The sequence below is a fragment of the Streptomyces griseus subsp. griseus genome, assembly GCF_003610995.1.
Taxonomy (GTDB): domain Bacteria; phylum Actinomycetota; class Actinomycetes; order Streptomycetales; family Streptomycetaceae; genus Streptomyces.
The window spans coordinates 513,940-529,560 of sequence record NZ_CP032543.1; the positions used below are offsets into that span (position 1 = coordinate 513,940).

The window sequence follows — 15,621 nt, forward strand, 5'->3', positions numbered from 1 at the left end:
TCGGGACACCGGCGGCCCCGCGGACCGATATCCTGATCATGTCGTTCACTCCGCCGTGCAGGGTCCCTCAGGGAGCAGGCCGCCGCGCGGTGGACCGGCAGTCGGAGCGGGCCGCGATTCGAGATAGGTGAACAGGTGCTGGTAGCTGGTCGGTACCGGTTGATATCCCCATCGGCCGTGGCGGCATGGGTGAGGTGTGGCGCGCGGCGGACGAGGTGCTGGGCCGTGCCGTCGCGGTGAAGCTGCTGCTGGGGGACCAGGCGGACGCCTCGTCGACCGCCCGGTTCCGGCTGGAGGCCCAGACCGCCGCCCGGCTGAGCCACCCGCACCTGGTGGCCGTCTTCGACTTCGGGGCCTGGGAGGACCGCTTCTTCCTGGTGATGGAGCTGGTCGAGGGGCAGAGCCTCGGTGATCTGCTGGCCGCCCAGGAGCGGGTCCGTCCCGAGCAGGTCGCGCGGATCGCGGGCGAGGCGGCGGCCGGTCTCGCCGCAGCGCACCGCCAGGGCATCGTCCACCGGGACATCAAGCCGGGCAACCTGATGCTGGACGCGGACGGTTCGGTGAAGATCGGCGACTTCGGCATCGCCCAGTTCGTCGACGACCCCTCGACGGCGCTGACGACGGCCGGTCACATCGTGGGCACCAGCCTCTATCTGGCGCCCGAGCGGGCTCTGGGACGTACGGCGGACTCCGCGTCCGACATGTACTCACTCGGCTGTGTCGTCTACCAACTGCTGCTCGGAGAACCGCCGTTCAAGTCCGACACGGCGACCGCCACGCTGTACCAGCACGTCGACACCCCGCCGGTCCCCCTGCGGCAGCGCGGGGTGGACATCTCGGCCGCCTTCGACTCGTACCTCCTGGGCCTGCTGGCCAAGAAGCCCGAGGAGCGGCCCACGGCACAGCAGGTCTCCGACTGGTTCCGCACCGACGCCTGGCGCGGCCGCCCGGAGCCCTTGCCGATGCCGAAGCCCGCGTCCCGCCGGGCCGCCCCCTCCCCCGCCCTTTCGCCGGCGGCCCCGGCCACCCCCGTGGGCCCGTCGACGTACCGGCTGCCACAGCCGACGGGTCGAAGACGCTCCACCACGTCCCGGTCCGTCCCGGCCCGCCGCCGCAGCACGCGGGAGGCGATCCGCCGGCGCCCCAGGGTGGCGAGCGCCATCGCGGGTACGGCCACGTTCCTGGCGGCCGTCTATCTGGGGATGGTCCTGTTCTCGCCGGACTCCAGCTCGGCCGACACCCCCACCCCGGGCCCCTCCTCCGGCCCGGCCTCGCAGGAGGTCCAGGACGGCGGAGCGCAGCCGGAGGAGCAGGGGCAGCAGCAGAATCAGGGCGAAGAGGACGACGAGCAGGACGGCTGAGTCCCGCCGCCGGTCACCAGCGGCCGTGGACCTCCGCGCGGATAGAGCGGTCGTACAGCTCCCGTACGGCGTCCAGCGTGGACTCCGGCAGCGGCGGCAGGGAAGCGGCCTCCGCGTTGGCGCGGGCCTGTTCCACCGAGCGTGCGCCGGGGATGACGCTGGTGACGCCCGGCTGCTGGATGATCCAGCGCAGCGCGGTCTGCGCGGGGGTGGCGCCCTCGGGGGCCAGTTCGGCGAACTCGGCGGCGGCGGCGATCCCGGTCGCGTAGTCGATGCCGGAGAAGGTCTCGCCCTGGTCGAACGCCTCCCCGTGCCGGTTGTACGTGCGGTGGTCGTCGGGGCCGAAGACGGTGTCCTTGGTGTACTTGCCGGAGAGCAGCCCGGAGGCGAGCGGGACGCGCGCGATGATGCCGACGCCCGCGGCGACCGCCGCCGGAAGGACCTCGTCCAGGGGCTTGAGGCGGAACGGGTTGAGGATGATCTGCACGCTGGCGACGCCGGGGCGGGCGATGGCGGTCAGCGCCTCGGCGCAGGTCTCGACGCTCACCGCGTAGGCGGCGATCCGCTGCTCGTCGACCAGGGTGTCCAGGGCGTCGTAGACGGCGTCGGAGGAGTAGACGCCGGTGGGCGGGCAGTGCAGTTGTACGAGGTCGAGGGTGTCGGTCCCGAGGTTGGCGCGGGAACGGTCGTTCCAGGTACGGAAGTTGTCCAGGACGTAGTTCTCCGGCACCTGGTCGGCGCGGCGGCCCATCTTGGTGGCGACGAAGACGTTCGCGTCGGGGCGGTTCCTGAGGTAGCGGCCGATGAGCTGTTCGCTGCGGCCGTCTCCGTACACGTCCGCGGTGTCGAAGAAGGTGACGCCGGAGTCGACGGCCGCGTCGAGGACGTCGAAGGCGTCGCTCTCCTCGACCTCTCCCCAGTCGCCTCCGAGCTGCCAGGTGCCCTGTCCGACGACCGAGACGTCACGGCCGGTCCTGCCGAGTGTGCGCTGTTCCATGAGGATCATGCTATTCCGCTTCTCGCGTCGTGCGGGGGAAGGGGTGGGCGGCGGCAGGAGCACCTCTGCCGCCGTCCACCGTTCTGGGCCGCCCTCGGACGGGCGGGCCGGGGGTCAGCCCCGGTACTGCGCGAGGACCCTGGTGAAGTCCCAGGGCTGCTGGCCGACACCGGAGCAGGTGTCGGCGCCGCCGCCGGTGCAGGGGCGGTCGCGGTTGACGGACCAGAAGGTCAGCCGGGCCAGGTGCCGCTGCTGGGCGTAGGCGAGGATCGTGCGGAAGTCGGCGACGGTGATGGTCTCGCCGACGTCGGTGGTGCCGTTCATCGAGGAGATGCCGGTGTGCCGGTAGGCCTGGTCGTCGCTGTAGCCGTAGGCGTTCTTGACGGCCGTCTTGAGGCCTTCGGCGGCACGGACGCTGAGCGTGCCCATGTTCTGGCCGTTGCCGCCGAAGTTGAACGGCATGATGGTCCAGCTGTCGATGGTGAGCCCGGCCTGGGCGGCCCGGTTGATGAGGCTGGTGTCGGGGCCGTTCTGGCCGGTGCCGAAGGTGATGTAGAGCTTGATGCCCGGGTTGTCGGCGCGGATGGTCCGCAGGGCGTCGACCGTGCGCTGCTGGACGGTCGGGGAGTCGTACGCGGCGGCCTCGATGTCGATGTCGATGGCCTTGAGCCCGTACGCGTTGATCACCCGCTGGTAGGCGGCGGCGAGCTCACCGGCGCTGCCGCAGGAGCTCTCCAGCTTGTTGCCGCTCCAGCCGCCGAACGAGGGGATCACATCGCCGCCGGCCGCCCGTACGGTGTTGATCGTCTGCTGGTCCACACCGCCGGTGAGCGGGCGGCCGCCGTCCCACTGGGGATTGCAGTAGCCGTTGCTGAGGACGAAGGCGAGGGTGAACCACTTGACGCCGGTCGCGTTCATCACGGTCGTCGGGGAGGGCGGGCTGCCCCAGCCGTTGTAGAGGTAGGGTGCGACGGCCATCGGGGGGCCGCCCGGGTCGGGGTTGCCCCCGCCTGCCGGGGCCGTCCACTTCTGGTTGGCGGCGCCGGTGCAGGTCCACAGCTGGAGGCGGGTGCCGTCGGCGGAGGAGTTGCCGGTGGCGTCGAGGCACTTGTCGGCGGGGACGGAGACGATGTCGCGGGCGGCGGAGATGCCCCAGCGCTGAGCGCCCGTCCCGTTGCAGTCCCACAGCTGGACGAGGGTGCCGTCGGCGGTGGCCCCGTCCTTGGCGTCGAGGCACTTGCCGAGCGCCCTGATCGTGCCGTCGGAGCGGACGTCCCACTGCTGGGCGCCCGTCCCGTTGCAGTCGTACAGCTGCACGGCGGTGCCGTTGGCCGAGGAGGCACCGGCCACGTCGACGCACTTGCCGCCGATGCCGGTGATCTGTCCGACGGCGGCGATCTCGACGGCGCTCGCGGGCGCGCCCGGGCTGAGGAACGCGGCCATGGCGACGAGTGACAGGCCCGGCAGGGCGAGCTTGCGCAGCCGCCCGAGGATTCCGGTTCTCGGGGGCGGGGTGTCGGTCATGATTTCTCCGTCCGTCGGGGTCGAGCAGATGAGGCCGGTGCCTGTGCGTGGAGGACCCCGCGCACAGGCACCGGGGCTGCTGGTTCACCGCAGCCGACGGATCGGGTCCCTCGTCCGTGCGGACCGCCCGCGGTCGGCGGCGGTCAGTCGTTGGTGGTCACGCGGACGTGGTCGACGACGAGCTGCGACGGGAAGGGGGTGGAGCCGTCGGGGTCGCCGGGCCAGTAGCCGCCGACCGCGAGGTTGAGGATGAGGAAGAAGGGCTTGTTGAACACCCACTCCTTGCCGCCGAGGTCGGCGGGGGTGCGCCGCTGGAAGACATTGCCGTCGACGGACCAGGTGATGGAGTCCGGCGCCCAGTCGACGGCGAAGGTGTGGAAGTCATCGGCGAACGCGGCCCCGTCCGGCAGCGTGTAGCCGGCGCCGATGCCGTCGGCGCCGGAGTAGCCCGGGCCGTGCAGGGTGCCGTGGACGGTGCCGGGTTCGAAGCCGACGTTCTCCATCACGTCGATCTCACCGCTCTGCGGCCAGCCGACGTTGCCGAAGTCGTCGCCCAGCATCCAGAACGCGGGCCACATGCCCTGGCCGCGCGGGACCTTGACCCGGGCCTCGACATGTCCGTAGGCGGCGGCGAACTTGCCCGCCGTGTTGAGCCGGGCCGAGGTGTACTCGCAGGTGCCGTACCAGCACTGGTAGTTGCCGGGATTCTCCTTGCGGGCGGTGATCACCAGGTTGCCCTGGCCGTCGAGGGCGGCGTTGTCGTTGCCCCCGGTGTAGAACTGCCGCTCGTGATTGTTGACGTTGTCGCCGGTCTCCAGCTGCCACTTGGAGCCGTCGACCGCCGCGCCGGCCGGTCCGTCGAAGTTGTCCTCGAAGGTGACGGCCGCCGCGCCGGGGGCGGGCGCGGGAGCGGGCGCCGCGGAGGCCCCGCCGGGGAGGGTGGCGAGGAGGGCGGAGCAGCAGAGCAGGGAGGCCGCGTAGAGCGCGGTGCGGCGGCGCCGGGAGTGCGTGGGCAGGGCTTTGTGCGGGAGGTGCACGGTCATCACATCGCTTCGTGGGGGGACATGTGCATGACAGATCGACACCGAGAGGTGAACGGTTGGGGCGAACGCCTCCGGCGCATATTTCAATTCTTGATTTAAGGGAGTGCCGCAAGAGCCGTCAATAACCTGGTCCAGACCGGAGGGCGAACGGACCATGCCTTTGGCATATGCACCTGAACGCGGCGGGGCCCGGCGTGCGGTTCCCTCCGGGCAGCGGCAGAGTGGAGACACCGACCCCGGCGACGCGGCCGAGCCACACCGGGCGGTGCGGGCGGAGGGAGCACGGCATGCGGAACGACGGCGTACCGCGGCCCCGTTTCGACGGCGTACCGCGACCCTCTTTCGTCGTGCAGATCCATGACGCGCGGCGCATGCACTTCGACTTCCGCCTGGAGGTCGACGGCGTACTCAAATCCTGGGCGGTCCCCCGCGGCCCCTCGGAGAACCCCAGCGACCGGCGCCTGGCCGTGGAGACGGAGGACCACCCGCTGGAGTACCGCGAGTTCGAAGGGGTCATCCCGCGGGGCGAGTCCGGCAGCGGCACGGTCATCGTCTGGGACCAGGGCACCTACGAACCGCTCGGCCACGACCGGGAGGGCGACGCCGTCCCCTTCGCGGAGTCGCTGGCGCTCGGCCATGCCACGTTCTGGCTCCACGGGTCCAAGCTGCACGGCGAGTTCGCGCTCACCCGGTTCCGGGTGGGCGACGAGCCGGGGAGCGGCGGCCAGGAGGCATGGCTGCTGATCAAGGCCGACGACCGCCTCGCCGTACGCGACCGCCCCGGCTCGCCGGACCCTTACCACGCCCGCTCAGCCCGTACGGGACGGACCCTGCACCAGGTCGCTGTGGCCGCGCGGGGGGACGGGAGCTGAGACGCCCCCCCGTGCCCGGCCATGTGCTCGCGCCGGAGTCCGTCGCGCCGCCCGGGGGCCGGGGCCTGGTTCCGCCCTGAGCCGTGGAGATCGAAAGCCGCCGTCCACCGAACGCCGATGCCTGGTTCCCCCGCAGCCGCTCCTGGTCGATGATGTCGGTTGCCCGGGGCCGTCACCCCGGCTCAGCACCGGCCGTCCGTGGAAGGGGTTCTGATGCGGGAGAAGGCGTTGTGACGCGGGAGACTGCACCGGATCCGGCACCGGCGGACGGACGTGCGGGTGAGGACGCCCAGGTGGTCGTGGTGGGGGCGGGGCCGGCCGGCTCGTCGGCCGCCTACCACCTGGCCCGGGCGGGCGTGGACGTGGTCCTGCTGGAGAAGGCCCGCTTCCCCCGGGAGAAGGTGTGCGGCGACGGCCTCACCCCGCGCGCGGTGCACCAGCTGATCCGGATGGGCGTCGACATCTCCGCGCCGGGCTGGACGCGTTCGCGCGGGATGCGGTGGGTGGCCGGGGAGCACCGGGTGCACATCGACTGGCCCGCGCTGGGCCGCTACCCGGACTTCGGGCTCTCCCGCAGCCGCCATGACTTCGACGACATCCTGGCGCACCACGCCGTGGCGGCGGGGGCGCGGCTGTACAGCGGCTGGAAGGCGGAGCGGCCGCTGACGGACCGGGCGGGCCGGGTCGCGGGGGTCGCCGCGGTGTCCGACTCCCCGGAGGTACCGGGGCCCGTCGGCTTCCGCGCCCCGGTCGTGATCGCCGCCGACGGGGCCTCCGCACGGCTCGCCCTGGCCCTGGGTCTGGAGCGGGACCCCCGGCGGCAGATCGCCACGGCGGCCCGCCGCTACTACCGCAGCCCGGACCGCTCGCGGGAGGAGTACCTGGAGCTCTGGGCCGACCTCCGCTTCCCCGACGGGGGGCCGTACCTCCCCGGGTACGGCTGGATCTTCCCGATGGGCGACGGGCGGGTCAACGTGGGCCTCGGGGCGCTCCCCCACCGCCGGCACGGCAAGGCGGACCTGCGGGCCACCCTGGACCAGTGGCTGGCCCGGACCCCCGAGGAGTGGGGGCTGCGCGAGGAGAACGCCGAGGGCCCGGTCCGCAGCGCGGCGCTGCCGCTCGGCTTCAACCGCCATCCGCTGTACGCGCGCGGGCTCCTGCTGGTCGGCGACTCCGGCGGCATGGTCAGCCCGTGGAACGGCGAGGGCATCGGCCAGGCCCTGGAGGCGGGCGAGGCCGCCGCGGAGACCGCCGCGCTCGCCCTGGCCCACCCCGAGGGCCCACGGCGCGAACAGGTGCTGCGCGGCTACCCGGTGGAGATGAACCGCCGCTGGGGCCGCTACTACCGCCTCGGCAACGCGGCCGCCGACGTGGTCTTCAGCCGCTCGGGGTTCCAGCCCGTGCTCAACCGGTACGTCATGAACTCCCCGTTCCTCCTGAACACCCTGGCCCGGCTGCTCACCGACCTCACGGACAAGCCCTCGCGCGATGTGATCGACCATGTCCTCAACACCGCGTTCCGCATCGTCCCGGCGCCGCGCCCGGGACGCGCCGGCGGGCGGCTCGGGAGAGCAGCACGGTGAAGTGCTCCCGGCCCCGTACGCACCGATCCGGAGGCGTCGGCCGCGTCCCTGCAGACGCTGGTGCTGCGCTGTCTCTCCGGGTTCGGGCCCGCCTCGGTCGCGGACGTGGCGCAGTTCGCCATGGTCACCCGGGCCCGGACGCGGGCCGCGCTGGCGGGCCTTGCCGGGGAGCTGGACCGGCTGGCGTGGCAGGAGGGTGAGGAGTTGTTCGACCTGCCGGGGGCGCCGCGGCCGGAGGGGGCGGAGCCGGCGCCGCCGCGGCTGATGGCGATGTGGGACAGCGTCCTGCCGGCGTACGCGGATCGCGGCCGGGTCCTGCCGGAGGCGTACCGCAGGACCGTGATCCGCGCGAACGGGGGTGTGCTGCCGACGCTGCCGGTCGACGGGTACGTGGCCGGGGTCTGGCGCCCGGCCGCCGGGGGCATCGAGGCGACCGCGTTCCGCCCTCTGTCCGACGAGGCCTGGGAGGGGCTCGCCGCCGAGGCCCGGTCGCTGGTGGGGTTCCCCGCCGGGCGGGAACCGCAGGTCTACCGGCCGTACGGGCACTGGTGGGGACGGCTCCCGGACGCCACGGTGCGGGTGCTGCCCGCCGGTTGATCCCGCAACCCGCGAACTAATGCTCTACAGCCCTGTAGATTCGACTCCGCCGGGCCATCAGGCATCCGGATGACCTCTTGTCAGCTCCGCCCCAGAGAAAGCAGCGACCATGTTCGGGATCGGCGAGCTCACTATCCTCCTCCTGGTGATCGTGGCGGTGCTGGCCGTGAAGAGGCTGCCCGATCTCGTGCGGTCGGCCGGAAAGGCCGCGCGCATCCTCAAGAGCGAGAAGCAGGCGATGAAGGACGAGGACGGCGGCCCCGACCGGCCGTCCCCCCGGGTGATCCGCGGGGAGACGACCGAGCGGGAAACGCCCTAAGGCGTCGTCGACGGGTGGAGCAGCCGGGCGAGGAGATCGTCCAGGCTGACCAGTCCGGAGAGCCGGCCCTGCTCGTCGCGTACGACGGCGATCGTCGCGCGGCGTTCACGCAACCGCTCCACCGCGTGGGCGGCCGTCTCGTCCGGCGCCAGTTCGGGCACCGGACGGGCCAGTGCGCGAGCCTGCACGTCCCGGCCCCCGGCCCGGGCGACCAGGGCGTCGCGGGCGTGGACGGATCCGAGCACCCGCTCCCCCTCCGTGACGAGCAGACGGGTGCGGCCGGCTCCGGAGGCGACGGCGAGGATCCGGTCGAGGTCCGCGTCCGCCGGTACGGTCACGATCCGCTCCACGGGGATGCGGAGTTCGGCCACCGGAGTCTGCGGTTCGGTCAGCGACCGCGTCACCAGTCCTGAATCACCCTTGCTGATCAGTCCGAGGCGCTCGGACTCCTCGATCAGGTGCGTCAGCTGGTCGCGGTTGTGCACGGAGGTCAGCTCGTCGCGCGGAGTCACCCGGCAGAGCCGCACCAGCGCGTTGCTGACCGCGTTGAGCACCCGGATCAGCGGGCGTACGAGCTTGACCACGGCGCGGAACGCCGGGCTCAGGAGCATCGCGGAGCGCTCCGGGTGCGCGATGGCCCAGGACTTGGGCGCCATCTCACCGACCACCATGTGCAGGAAGACCACGACGACCATCGCCAGGGCGAAGGCGATGCCGTAGCTCAGCCCGGCGGGCAGGCCGAGCCGCTCCAGGAGCGGGTCCAGCTCGTGCGAGATGGCGGGCTTGGAGACGGAACCCAGGCCCAGGGTGCAGATGGTGATGCCGAGCTGGGCGCCCGCCAGCATCAGGGACAGCTCGCGCATCCCGGCGAGGGCCGCCTTGGCGCCGCGCTGCCCGGCGAGGACCGCCTGTTCCATGCGGTGCCGCTTGGCGGCGACCAGGGCGAACTCGGCGGCGACGAAGAAGCCGCTGCCGATCAGCAGCAGAACGGTGACGAAGAGCGCCATGGGGAAGCTCATGTCTGCGGCTCCTGTTCGATGCGGACGTACTCGGCCACGTGCCGGTCGAGCGTGCGGACCGTGATCCGCACGCCGGAGACGGTGAGGTGGTCCCCGACCGTGGGGAAGCGGCCGAGCCGGTCGATGATCAGTCCGGCGAGGGTGTCGTAGTCGCCCTCCTCGGGCAGCCCGATGCCGGTGGCCTCCTCGATCTCGTCGAGACGGCGCCCCGCGTCCACCACCCAGCCGGACCCGTCGGCGACCGCGGGTTCGTCGACCGCGTCGGACTCGTCGGCGATCTCCCCGACCAGCTCCTCGGCGATGTCCTCGTACGTGACGATGCCCGCGACACCGCCGTGCTCGTCCAGCACGACGGCGAACTCGTCGTCCCGCTCACGCATCTGCGCGACCGCCGCCGGGAGCTTCAGGATCTCCGGCAGCAGAAGCGGACGGCGGGCCAGCTCCCCGGCCGTGGCGCGGTCGAGACCGTCGGCGGGCAGCCCCATCAGCTCCCGTACGCCCAGCACTCCGGCCGGGTCGTCGGGGTGGTCGCCGAGCACGGGGTAGTTCGAGTGGCCGTGGCGAGCGATCAGCTGGACGGCTTCCAGCGCCATGGCGTCGCGGCGCACGAAGGCGACATCGGCACGCGGCACCATGACCTCGCCCAGCGTGCGCTCGGAGAACTCCAGTGCGTGATCGACGAGTTCGGCCGTGGCGGCGGGCAGCTCGCCCTGCTCGTGGGACTCGCCGATCAGATGGCCGAGCTCCTCCAGCGTGGCGCCGTGGTGGAGCTCCTCGACCGGTTCGATGCCGAGGCGGCGCAGCAGCCGGTTGGCCGCGCTGTCGAAGACATGGATGACCGGGCCGACGATCCGCAGATAGATGAGCGTGGAGGCGGCCAGGGACTTCGCCAGCCGCTCCGGTACGGCGAGGGCGAGGTTCTTGGGGGCGAGTTCGCCGAGCACCATCTGGATGACGGTCGCCACGACGAACGAGAGCGTCACGGAGATCGCCGAGACCACTCCGCCGGGGAGGCCGGTGCCGTCCAGCGCCGGCTTCAGCAGTGCGGAGACGGACGGTTCCGCGAGGAAGCCGACGATCAGGCCGGTGACGGTGATGCCGAGCTGGGCGCCGGAGAGCATGAAGGAGAGCCGCTCCAGGACCTTCACGGCCCTGGCGGCCCGCTTGTCACCGGCCGCGGCCTCCCGGGAGAGGGTCAGGCGGTCGGCGGACACATAGGCGAACTCCTGCGCCACGAAGTAGCCCGTGCCGGCGGTCAGGACGAACACCGCCAGGAGGCCGAGCAGTGCGGCGGTCATCGCTCACCTGCCGCGTGCGAGGCCGGTTCGGCATACGGTGGAGCCGGATGTTCGGACTCCGAGGGCCCCGAAGGGCCCGGACTGGCAGACAACGCAAAGCTCCTTAGCGTCGGGCTCACGAACTTTACAGCCACGTAGACCTGTCGAGGCCAGTCGCCGGGTGGCTCGAATTCGGCGGCTCCGGAACCACGGGGGAACTCGTCCGCGAGTCCGCGCAGTTCTGCTGGCGGCCCCGCCCGGGGCCGCCCGCCGTCATGGCGGAGGAGCAGGACTCACAGGAGGCAGCAGTGGCCCAGATCGACCTGGACAAGGTTCTCGACAAGGCTTACGCGGACAAGGACCTGGCCACGATCCTCGCGGCTCCCGTCTCGGCGTTGAAGGGGGTCTCGGACCGCGACGGCGAGTTGCTCCAGGAGGCCTTCAACGTCAAGACGGTGGCAGATCTGGCCAACCTGAAGTACGCCCGCTGGGCCCAGGCGCTGGCCGCGCTGGACACCTCGTCCTGACCTGACGGGCCCGGCCCGCCGGAGCGATCCGGCGGGCCGGGCACCGGCGGGTGTCACAGCGGTGTCGTCGCCGCCTCCAGCACGAGGAAGAGCGCGACGGCGGCGTTGAGCGCGGAGAGCGCGGAGACGGTCGTCCCGGCGGCGGCGACGAACGCGGCGGCACCGGCCGGGGTGAGCGCGGGCGGCCAGCCCCGGTCCGGTGGCACCGGGCCCAGCAGGGCGGCCACCCGGCGGGGCACCGGGCCCGCGGCGGCGAAGTGGGCGACAGCGGCGGCCCGGGGGCCCGGGCCGGAGATGAGCGCCGCCTTGCCGACCGCGCGGGCCGTCAGCCGGCGGTCGCCGGTGGCCCGGGCCGCCTCCTCGTCCGCCCAGCGCTCGGTGGAGTAGACGAGGGCCGACCGAAGGGGCCGCAGCAACGGATTGACGCACCCGGCCAGCCGGGTCGCGAGCAGCAGCCGGTGGTGGCGGCCGTCCAGGTGGGCCCGTTCGTGGGCGAGCAGCGCGGTGCGCTCCGCCGGGTCGAGGGCGGCGAGCATGGCTGTGGAGACCATGACCCGGCCCGGCGAGCCGGGGAGCGCGTAGGCGTACGGCACCGCGTCGGGCAGGACGGCCAGGTCGCCGCCGCCCGGCAGGCCGGCGAGCGTGCGGTGGGCGCGGGCGCGGAAGCGGTAGTGGCGGTGGACGGTGAAGCCGCAGGCCATCGTGACGGCGACGAGCGCCAGGATGGAGGCCTTGCCGGCGAAGGCGTCGTGCGGCACGGCTTCCCGCACCTCATCGTCGGACCAGCCGTCGGGCAGCGGGTTGCCGGGCAGCTGCGCGGTGCCGACCACCACCAGCAGGGCGAGACAGATCAGGCTGCAGGAGGCGAGGATCACGGCGACGGTGGTCAGCAGGCGCGCGGCTCTCCGTGGGTGCAGGTTCTGCTCGGCCAGCCGCGCGATCGGCAACGCGGTCAGGGGCAGGACCAGGGGCAGATACACGAAGACGCCCATCCTCAGCCCCCCGGCCGGTCCGTCGGCGCGGCGCCCGGTCCGCCGGGGCCGCTCCCGGGACCGCCGGGGCCGCTCCCGGAGCCGCCGTGATCGCCTCCAGGGCCGCTCTCCGCGAGCAGCGAGCGCAGCAGCTCCTCGTCGTCCGCCGAGAGGACGGAGACGAAGCTGGAGAGCACCGCGTCCCGGTCGCTCTGCTTGTCGAGGAGGCGGCGCATCCGCAGCGCGGCGAGGCCGGCCTCGTTCGCCACGGGCTGCCACAGCACGGGGCGCCCCGGCCCGCTCCGGGTGACCGCCTGCTTGGCGTGCAGCCGGGTGAGGATGGTGATGACGGTGCTGTACGAGAGGCCGCTGCCGAGCCGTTGCAGCACCCAGGCGGCGGTCACCGGTTCGGTCGCCCCGCCCAGCACGGACAGCACCTGGGCCTCCAGCTCGCCCTGGCCCCGCCTGCGGGCGGGCGTTTCCCGTTCGTCACCGGCTCCTTCGGTGTCCACCGTCCGGCCCCCTCTCGCTCTGCTTCCTCAGCCGCCCGATCCCTGCCGTCCAGCTGCCGGGCGCCGGGAAATCGTATCCAGCCGCCGGACCTCCGCCGACGCCTGACCGCTTCCCGCCTGGCCCGGAAAATCTACAGTGTTGTAGATTTTGTGGTGTAGCCGCAGCGTGTCCGCACCGTCACCCGTGGCGGTGGGCGGCAGCTGCGCACCCGTCACCACACAAGGGAGTAACACCATGGGCGTGAGCCTGGCCAAGGGCGGAAATGTCTCGCTGACCAAGGAGGCCCCGGGGCTGTCCGCGATCCTCGTCGGCCTCGGCTGGGACGTCCGTACGACCACCGGCGCCGACTACGACCTCGACGCGAGCGCGCTGCTCTGCGACGAGGCAGGCAAGGTCCTCTCCAACGAGCACTTCGTCTTCTACAACAACCTCAAGAGCCCGGACGGTTCGGTGGAGCACACCGGCGACAACCTCACCGGTGAGGGCGAGGGGGACGACGAGATCGTCAAGGTCGACCTCTCCGCGGTGCCGGGTACGGTCGCCAAGATCGTGTTCCCCGTCTCGATCCATGAGGCGGAGGGCCGCGGCCAGAGCTTCGGCCAGGTCCGCAACGCCTACATCCGTGTGGTGAACCAGGCGGGCGGCGCGGAGATCGCCCGCTACGACCTCAGCGAGGACGCGTCCACCGAGACGGCGATGGTCTTCGGCGAGCTGTACCGGCACGGCGCCGAGTGGAAGTTCCGTGCGGTGGGGCAGGGTTACGCCTCCGGGCTGAGCGGCATCGTCGCCGACTTCGGCGTGGCTCTCTGACCGCGCTCCAGCGGTCCGGACAGAACACCCCACCGAAACCAGCGAAGGCGGAAGCATGACGATCAACCTCTCCAAGGGCCAGCAGGTCAGCCTCACCAAGTCCGGCGGCGGCGAACTCGGCGTCGTCCGGATGGGACTGGGCTGGAAGTCCGCGCCCCGCAAGGGCTTCCTGGCCCGGCTGACCGCCCGCGACATCGACCTGGACGCCTCGGCCGTGCTCTTCGCGGGCAAGGACCCCCAGGACGTCGTCTTCTTCCAGCACCTCACCAGCGACGACGGTTCGGTCCAGCACACCGGCGACAACCGGGTCGGCGGTGCGGGCGAGGGCGGTGACGACGAGTCCATCGTCGTCGACCTGCACCGCGTGCCCGCCCACGTCGACCAGATCATCTTCACGGTCAACTCGTTCACCGGACAGACCTTCGAGGAGGTCGAGGCCGCCTTCTGCCGGCTGGTCGACGAGAGCACCGGCCAGGAGCTGGCGCGGTACACCCTGACCGGCGGCGGGCGGCACACCGCGCAGATCATGGCCAAGGTCCAGCGGGCCGGTTCCGGGTGGCAGATGACCGCCATCGGGGCCGCGGCCGACGGGCGTACGTTCCAGGACCTGATGCCCGCCGTCGCGCAGCACCTGTAGCACTCCGCCGCAACCACGGCTCGGGGGCCGCAGGAAACCCACGGGGACCTGCGGCGCCCCACAGCGACACATCGATCGAGGGACAGTATGGGCAGGCCTTCCCCGCTCGGGGACGAGGACAGATCCGACTACGCGCAGGTGGTCGACGAGGTGCTCGCCTCGGCGGAGATCCAGCGGCTGCTGGCGGAATCCGGCGCCGGTGGCGGCCAGTTGCGGATGCGGGCCCTCGCCTCGGTGGGGCGTACGGCTCCGGCCGCCGCGGCGGAGTACCGCGCCTACACGGCCCTGCGGCGCCAGCTGCACGCCCGGCACCACGACAGCGGCGCGTCCCCCCTCTCGGGGCCGGGGAGCCAGGAGCGGGCGGGCGCCGGGGCACTGGCGGTCCTCGCGGTGCTGGCCCCGATCCTGGCCGGCGTCGCCGCCGCGACCTTCCTCCTGCTGGGGTACGGGCTCCGCCTCACCCGCGGCCTGGGCGCCCTGGCCGACACCCTGGTGCGGGTCGGCTGGATCAGCCTCGCCATCGCGGCGGTCACCTCCCTGATCAGCATCGTCGCCCTCTACCGCACCGCCGCGCTCCAGTCGGCGCCCGTCCCACCGCGCGGGGTGGACCGTTCGGCCGACCTGGGCCGGGCCCGGGAGGCCTGGCGCACCGCCCTGCGCGACCGGGCGATCCGGCCGTTCCTGCTCCAGGAGCTGGCGGAGGCGGGCCACCCCGCCGAGGCGCCCGGCGACAGCCCGCGCTTCACCCCGCCCGCCTACGCGGGTCCCGACTTCAGCAGCCCGGGCTTCTCGGGCCCAGGCCGCGGGACTCCTGGCACCGGGTCACCGCACCTCCCCGACACCCTGCGCTGACACCGGGGCCCGCCGGTCTCCGGGGGTGCGCGAGCGGCGGCGGGCCGCCTCGACCAGGGCGGTCATGACGCGGGGTCGTCGCCCATCTCCGGGTGCCACTGGACCCCGAGCACCAGGCTCTCGCGGTCCGGGAGTTCCAGGGCCTCCACCGTTCCGTCGGGGGCGTGGGCGGAGGCGATCAGGCCCGCGCCCAGGCGGTCGACGGCCTGGTGGTGATAGGCGGGCACGGTGGTCTGCTCCGGGACGGCCGCCGCGTACGCCGTGCCGGGGACGGGGTCCACCGGGTGGCCGCCGAAGACGGCGTGACCACCGGTGTGGCCGTCCAGGTGCTGGTACAGGGTGCCGCCGAGGGCGACGTTCAGCAGCTGCATGCCCCGGCAGATGCCCAGGAGCGGCACGTCCTGGTCGATCGCCGCCTCGATGAGGGCGAGTTCCCAGGCGTCCCGCTCCCGGGCCGGAGGCCCCGTGCGGGGGTCGGGGGTGGCTCCGTAGCGCGCCGGTTCGACGTCCGCGCCCCCGGCGATGACCACCCCGTCCAGGGCCGCCACCGTCTCCCGTGCCGCGTCCGCGGCCTCGTCCGGCGGCAGCAGCACCGCCAGTCCGCCCGCCGCCCGGACCAGGCGGGGGTAGGCGGCGGGCAGGAGCACCGCGGGCATCTCCCAGACGCCCCAGCGGGCGGGGTCCTGGTAGGTGCTGATGCCGATGACGGGCCGGGACAT

At 72.8% G+C, this 15,621-nt stretch carries 15 protein-coding genes and 2 pseudogenes; 9 read left to right on the top strand and 8 right to left on the bottom strand.

Annotated features, from left to right (window positions below; genetic code table 11):
- Window positions 1-185: 185 nt before the first annotated feature.
- A complete protein-coding gene (locus tag D6270_RS02295) occupies window positions 186-1,361 on the top strand; it encodes a serine/threonine-protein kinase (protein WP_239476971.1) in 1,176 nt (391 codons plus the stop codon).
- A 13-nt stretch (window positions 1,362-1,374) separates the two neighbouring features.
- Here the strand turns inward: D6270_RS02295 and D6270_RS02300 are convergent, their stop codons facing one another.
- From D6270_RS02300 to D6270_RS02310, 3 genes are all read right to left on the bottom strand, one after another.
- Window positions 1,375-2,367: an aldo/keto reductase gene (locus D6270_RS02300; RefSeq protein ID WP_109167006.1), complete on the bottom strand. Its 993-nt coding sequence runs from the start codon at window positions 2,365-2,367 to the stop codon at window positions 1,375-1,377.
- Between the two features lie 105 nt (window positions 2,368-2,472).
- Entirely contained in the window at window positions 2,473-3,882 is a 1,410-nt protein-coding gene (locus D6270_RS02305) for a chitinase (protein ID WP_109167005.1), read from the bottom strand.
- Between the two features lie 143 nt (window positions 3,883-4,025).
- Window positions 4,026-4,925, bottom strand: a complete 900-nt coding sequence (locus D6270_RS02310; protein WP_109167004.1) for a glycoside hydrolase family 16 protein — start codon at window positions 4,923-4,925, stop codon at window positions 4,026-4,028.
- A 287-nt stretch (window positions 4,926-5,212) separates the two neighbouring features.
- Here D6270_RS02310 and D6270_RS02315 point away from each other — a divergent pair, with 287 nt between their 5' ends.
- From D6270_RS02315 to D6270_RS02330, 4 genes and pseudogenes are all read left to right on the top strand, one after another.
- Entirely contained in the window at window positions 5,213-5,797 is a 585-nt protein-coding gene (locus D6270_RS02315) for a DNA polymerase ligase N-terminal domain-containing protein (RefSeq protein ID WP_109167003.1), read from the top strand.
- Window positions 5,798-6,090: 293 nt separating this feature from the next.
- Window positions 6,091-7,380 (top strand): geranylgeranyl reductase family protein, encoded by a 1,290-nt coding sequence (locus tag D6270_RS02320; protein WP_385106659.1) that lies wholly within the window; start codon window positions 6,091-6,093, stop codon window positions 7,378-7,380.
- Window positions 7,381-7,389: 9 nt separating this feature from the next.
- Window positions 7,390-7,977 (top strand): annotated as a pseudogene (locus D6270_RS02325) (DNA glycosylase AlkZ-like family protein); the annotation flags it as partial.
- 109 nt (window positions 7,978-8,086) lie between these two features.
- Complete coding sequence (locus tag D6270_RS02330; RefSeq protein ID WP_109167001.1) at window positions 8,087-8,296, top strand: twin-arginine translocase TatA/TatE family subunit; 210 nt, start codon at window positions 8,087-8,089, stop codon at window positions 8,294-8,296.
- Here the strand turns inward: D6270_RS02330 and D6270_RS02335 are convergent.
- Both D6270_RS02335 and D6270_RS02340 read right to left on the bottom strand, forming a co-directional pair.
- Window positions 8,293-9,315 (bottom strand): hemolysin family protein, encoded by a 1,023-nt coding sequence (locus D6270_RS02335; protein WP_109167000.1) that lies wholly within the window; start codon window positions 9,313-9,315, stop codon window positions 8,293-8,295. The two genes, D6270_RS02330 and D6270_RS02335, sit on opposite strands and share 4 nt — an antisense overlap.
- Window positions 9,312-10,613 (bottom strand): hemolysin family protein, encoded by a 1,302-nt coding sequence (locus tag D6270_RS02340; protein ID WP_109166999.1) that lies wholly within the window; start codon window positions 10,611-10,613, stop codon window positions 9,312-9,314. The genes D6270_RS02335 and D6270_RS02340 overlap by 4 nt, the downstream gene beginning before the upstream one ends.
- A gap of 287 nt (window positions 10,614-10,900) precedes the next feature.
- On the opposite strand from D6270_RS02340, the gene D6270_RS02345 reads away from it, so the two are divergent.
- Window positions 10,901-11,119, top strand: coding sequence for a hypothetical protein (locus tag D6270_RS02345; RefSeq protein ID WP_109166998.1), 219 nt, complete (start codon window positions 10,901-10,903; stop codon window positions 11,117-11,119).
- A gap of 53 nt (window positions 11,120-11,172) precedes the next feature.
- Here the strand turns inward: D6270_RS02345 and D6270_RS02350 are convergent, their stop codons facing one another.
- Together D6270_RS02350 and D6270_RS02355 are read right to left on the bottom strand one after the other, a co-directional pair.
- Entirely contained in the window at window positions 11,173-12,111 is a 939-nt protein-coding gene (locus D6270_RS02350; RefSeq protein ID WP_109166997.1) for a M56 family metallopeptidase, read from the bottom strand.
- A gap of 2 nt (window positions 12,112-12,113) precedes the next feature.
- The gene (locus D6270_RS02355) at window positions 12,114-12,602 is read right to left on the bottom strand and encodes a BlaI/MecI/CopY family transcriptional regulator (RefSeq protein WP_109166996.1); all 489 of its coding nucleotides are present in this window, start codon (window positions 12,600-12,602) and stop codon (window positions 12,114-12,116) included.
- 235 nt (window positions 12,603-12,837) lie between these two features.
- Here D6270_RS02355 and D6270_RS02360 point away from each other — a divergent pair, with 235 nt between their 5' ends.
- From D6270_RS02360 to D6270_RS02370, 3 genes are all read left to right on the top strand, one after another.
- Entirely contained in the window at window positions 12,838-13,413 is a 576-nt protein-coding gene (locus D6270_RS02360; RefSeq protein WP_109166995.1) for a TerD family protein, read from the top strand.
- A 55-nt stretch (window positions 13,414-13,468) separates the two neighbouring features.
- Window positions 13,469-14,050: a TerD family protein gene (locus D6270_RS02365; protein ID WP_109166994.1), complete on the top strand. Its 582-nt coding sequence runs from the start codon at window positions 13,469-13,471 to the stop codon at window positions 14,048-14,050.
- Window positions 14,051-14,137: 87 nt separating this feature from the next.
- Window positions 14,138-14,902, top strand: coding sequence for a hypothetical protein (locus tag D6270_RS02370; RefSeq protein WP_109166993.1), 765 nt, complete (start codon window positions 14,138-14,140; stop codon window positions 14,900-14,902).
- Here the strand turns inward: D6270_RS02370 and D6270_RS02375 are convergent.
- A pseudogene (locus D6270_RS02375) lies at window positions 14,873-15,621 on the bottom strand (gamma-glutamyl-gamma-aminobutyrate hydrolase family protein). The gene D6270_RS02370 and the pseudogene D6270_RS02375 overlap by 30 nt on opposite strands.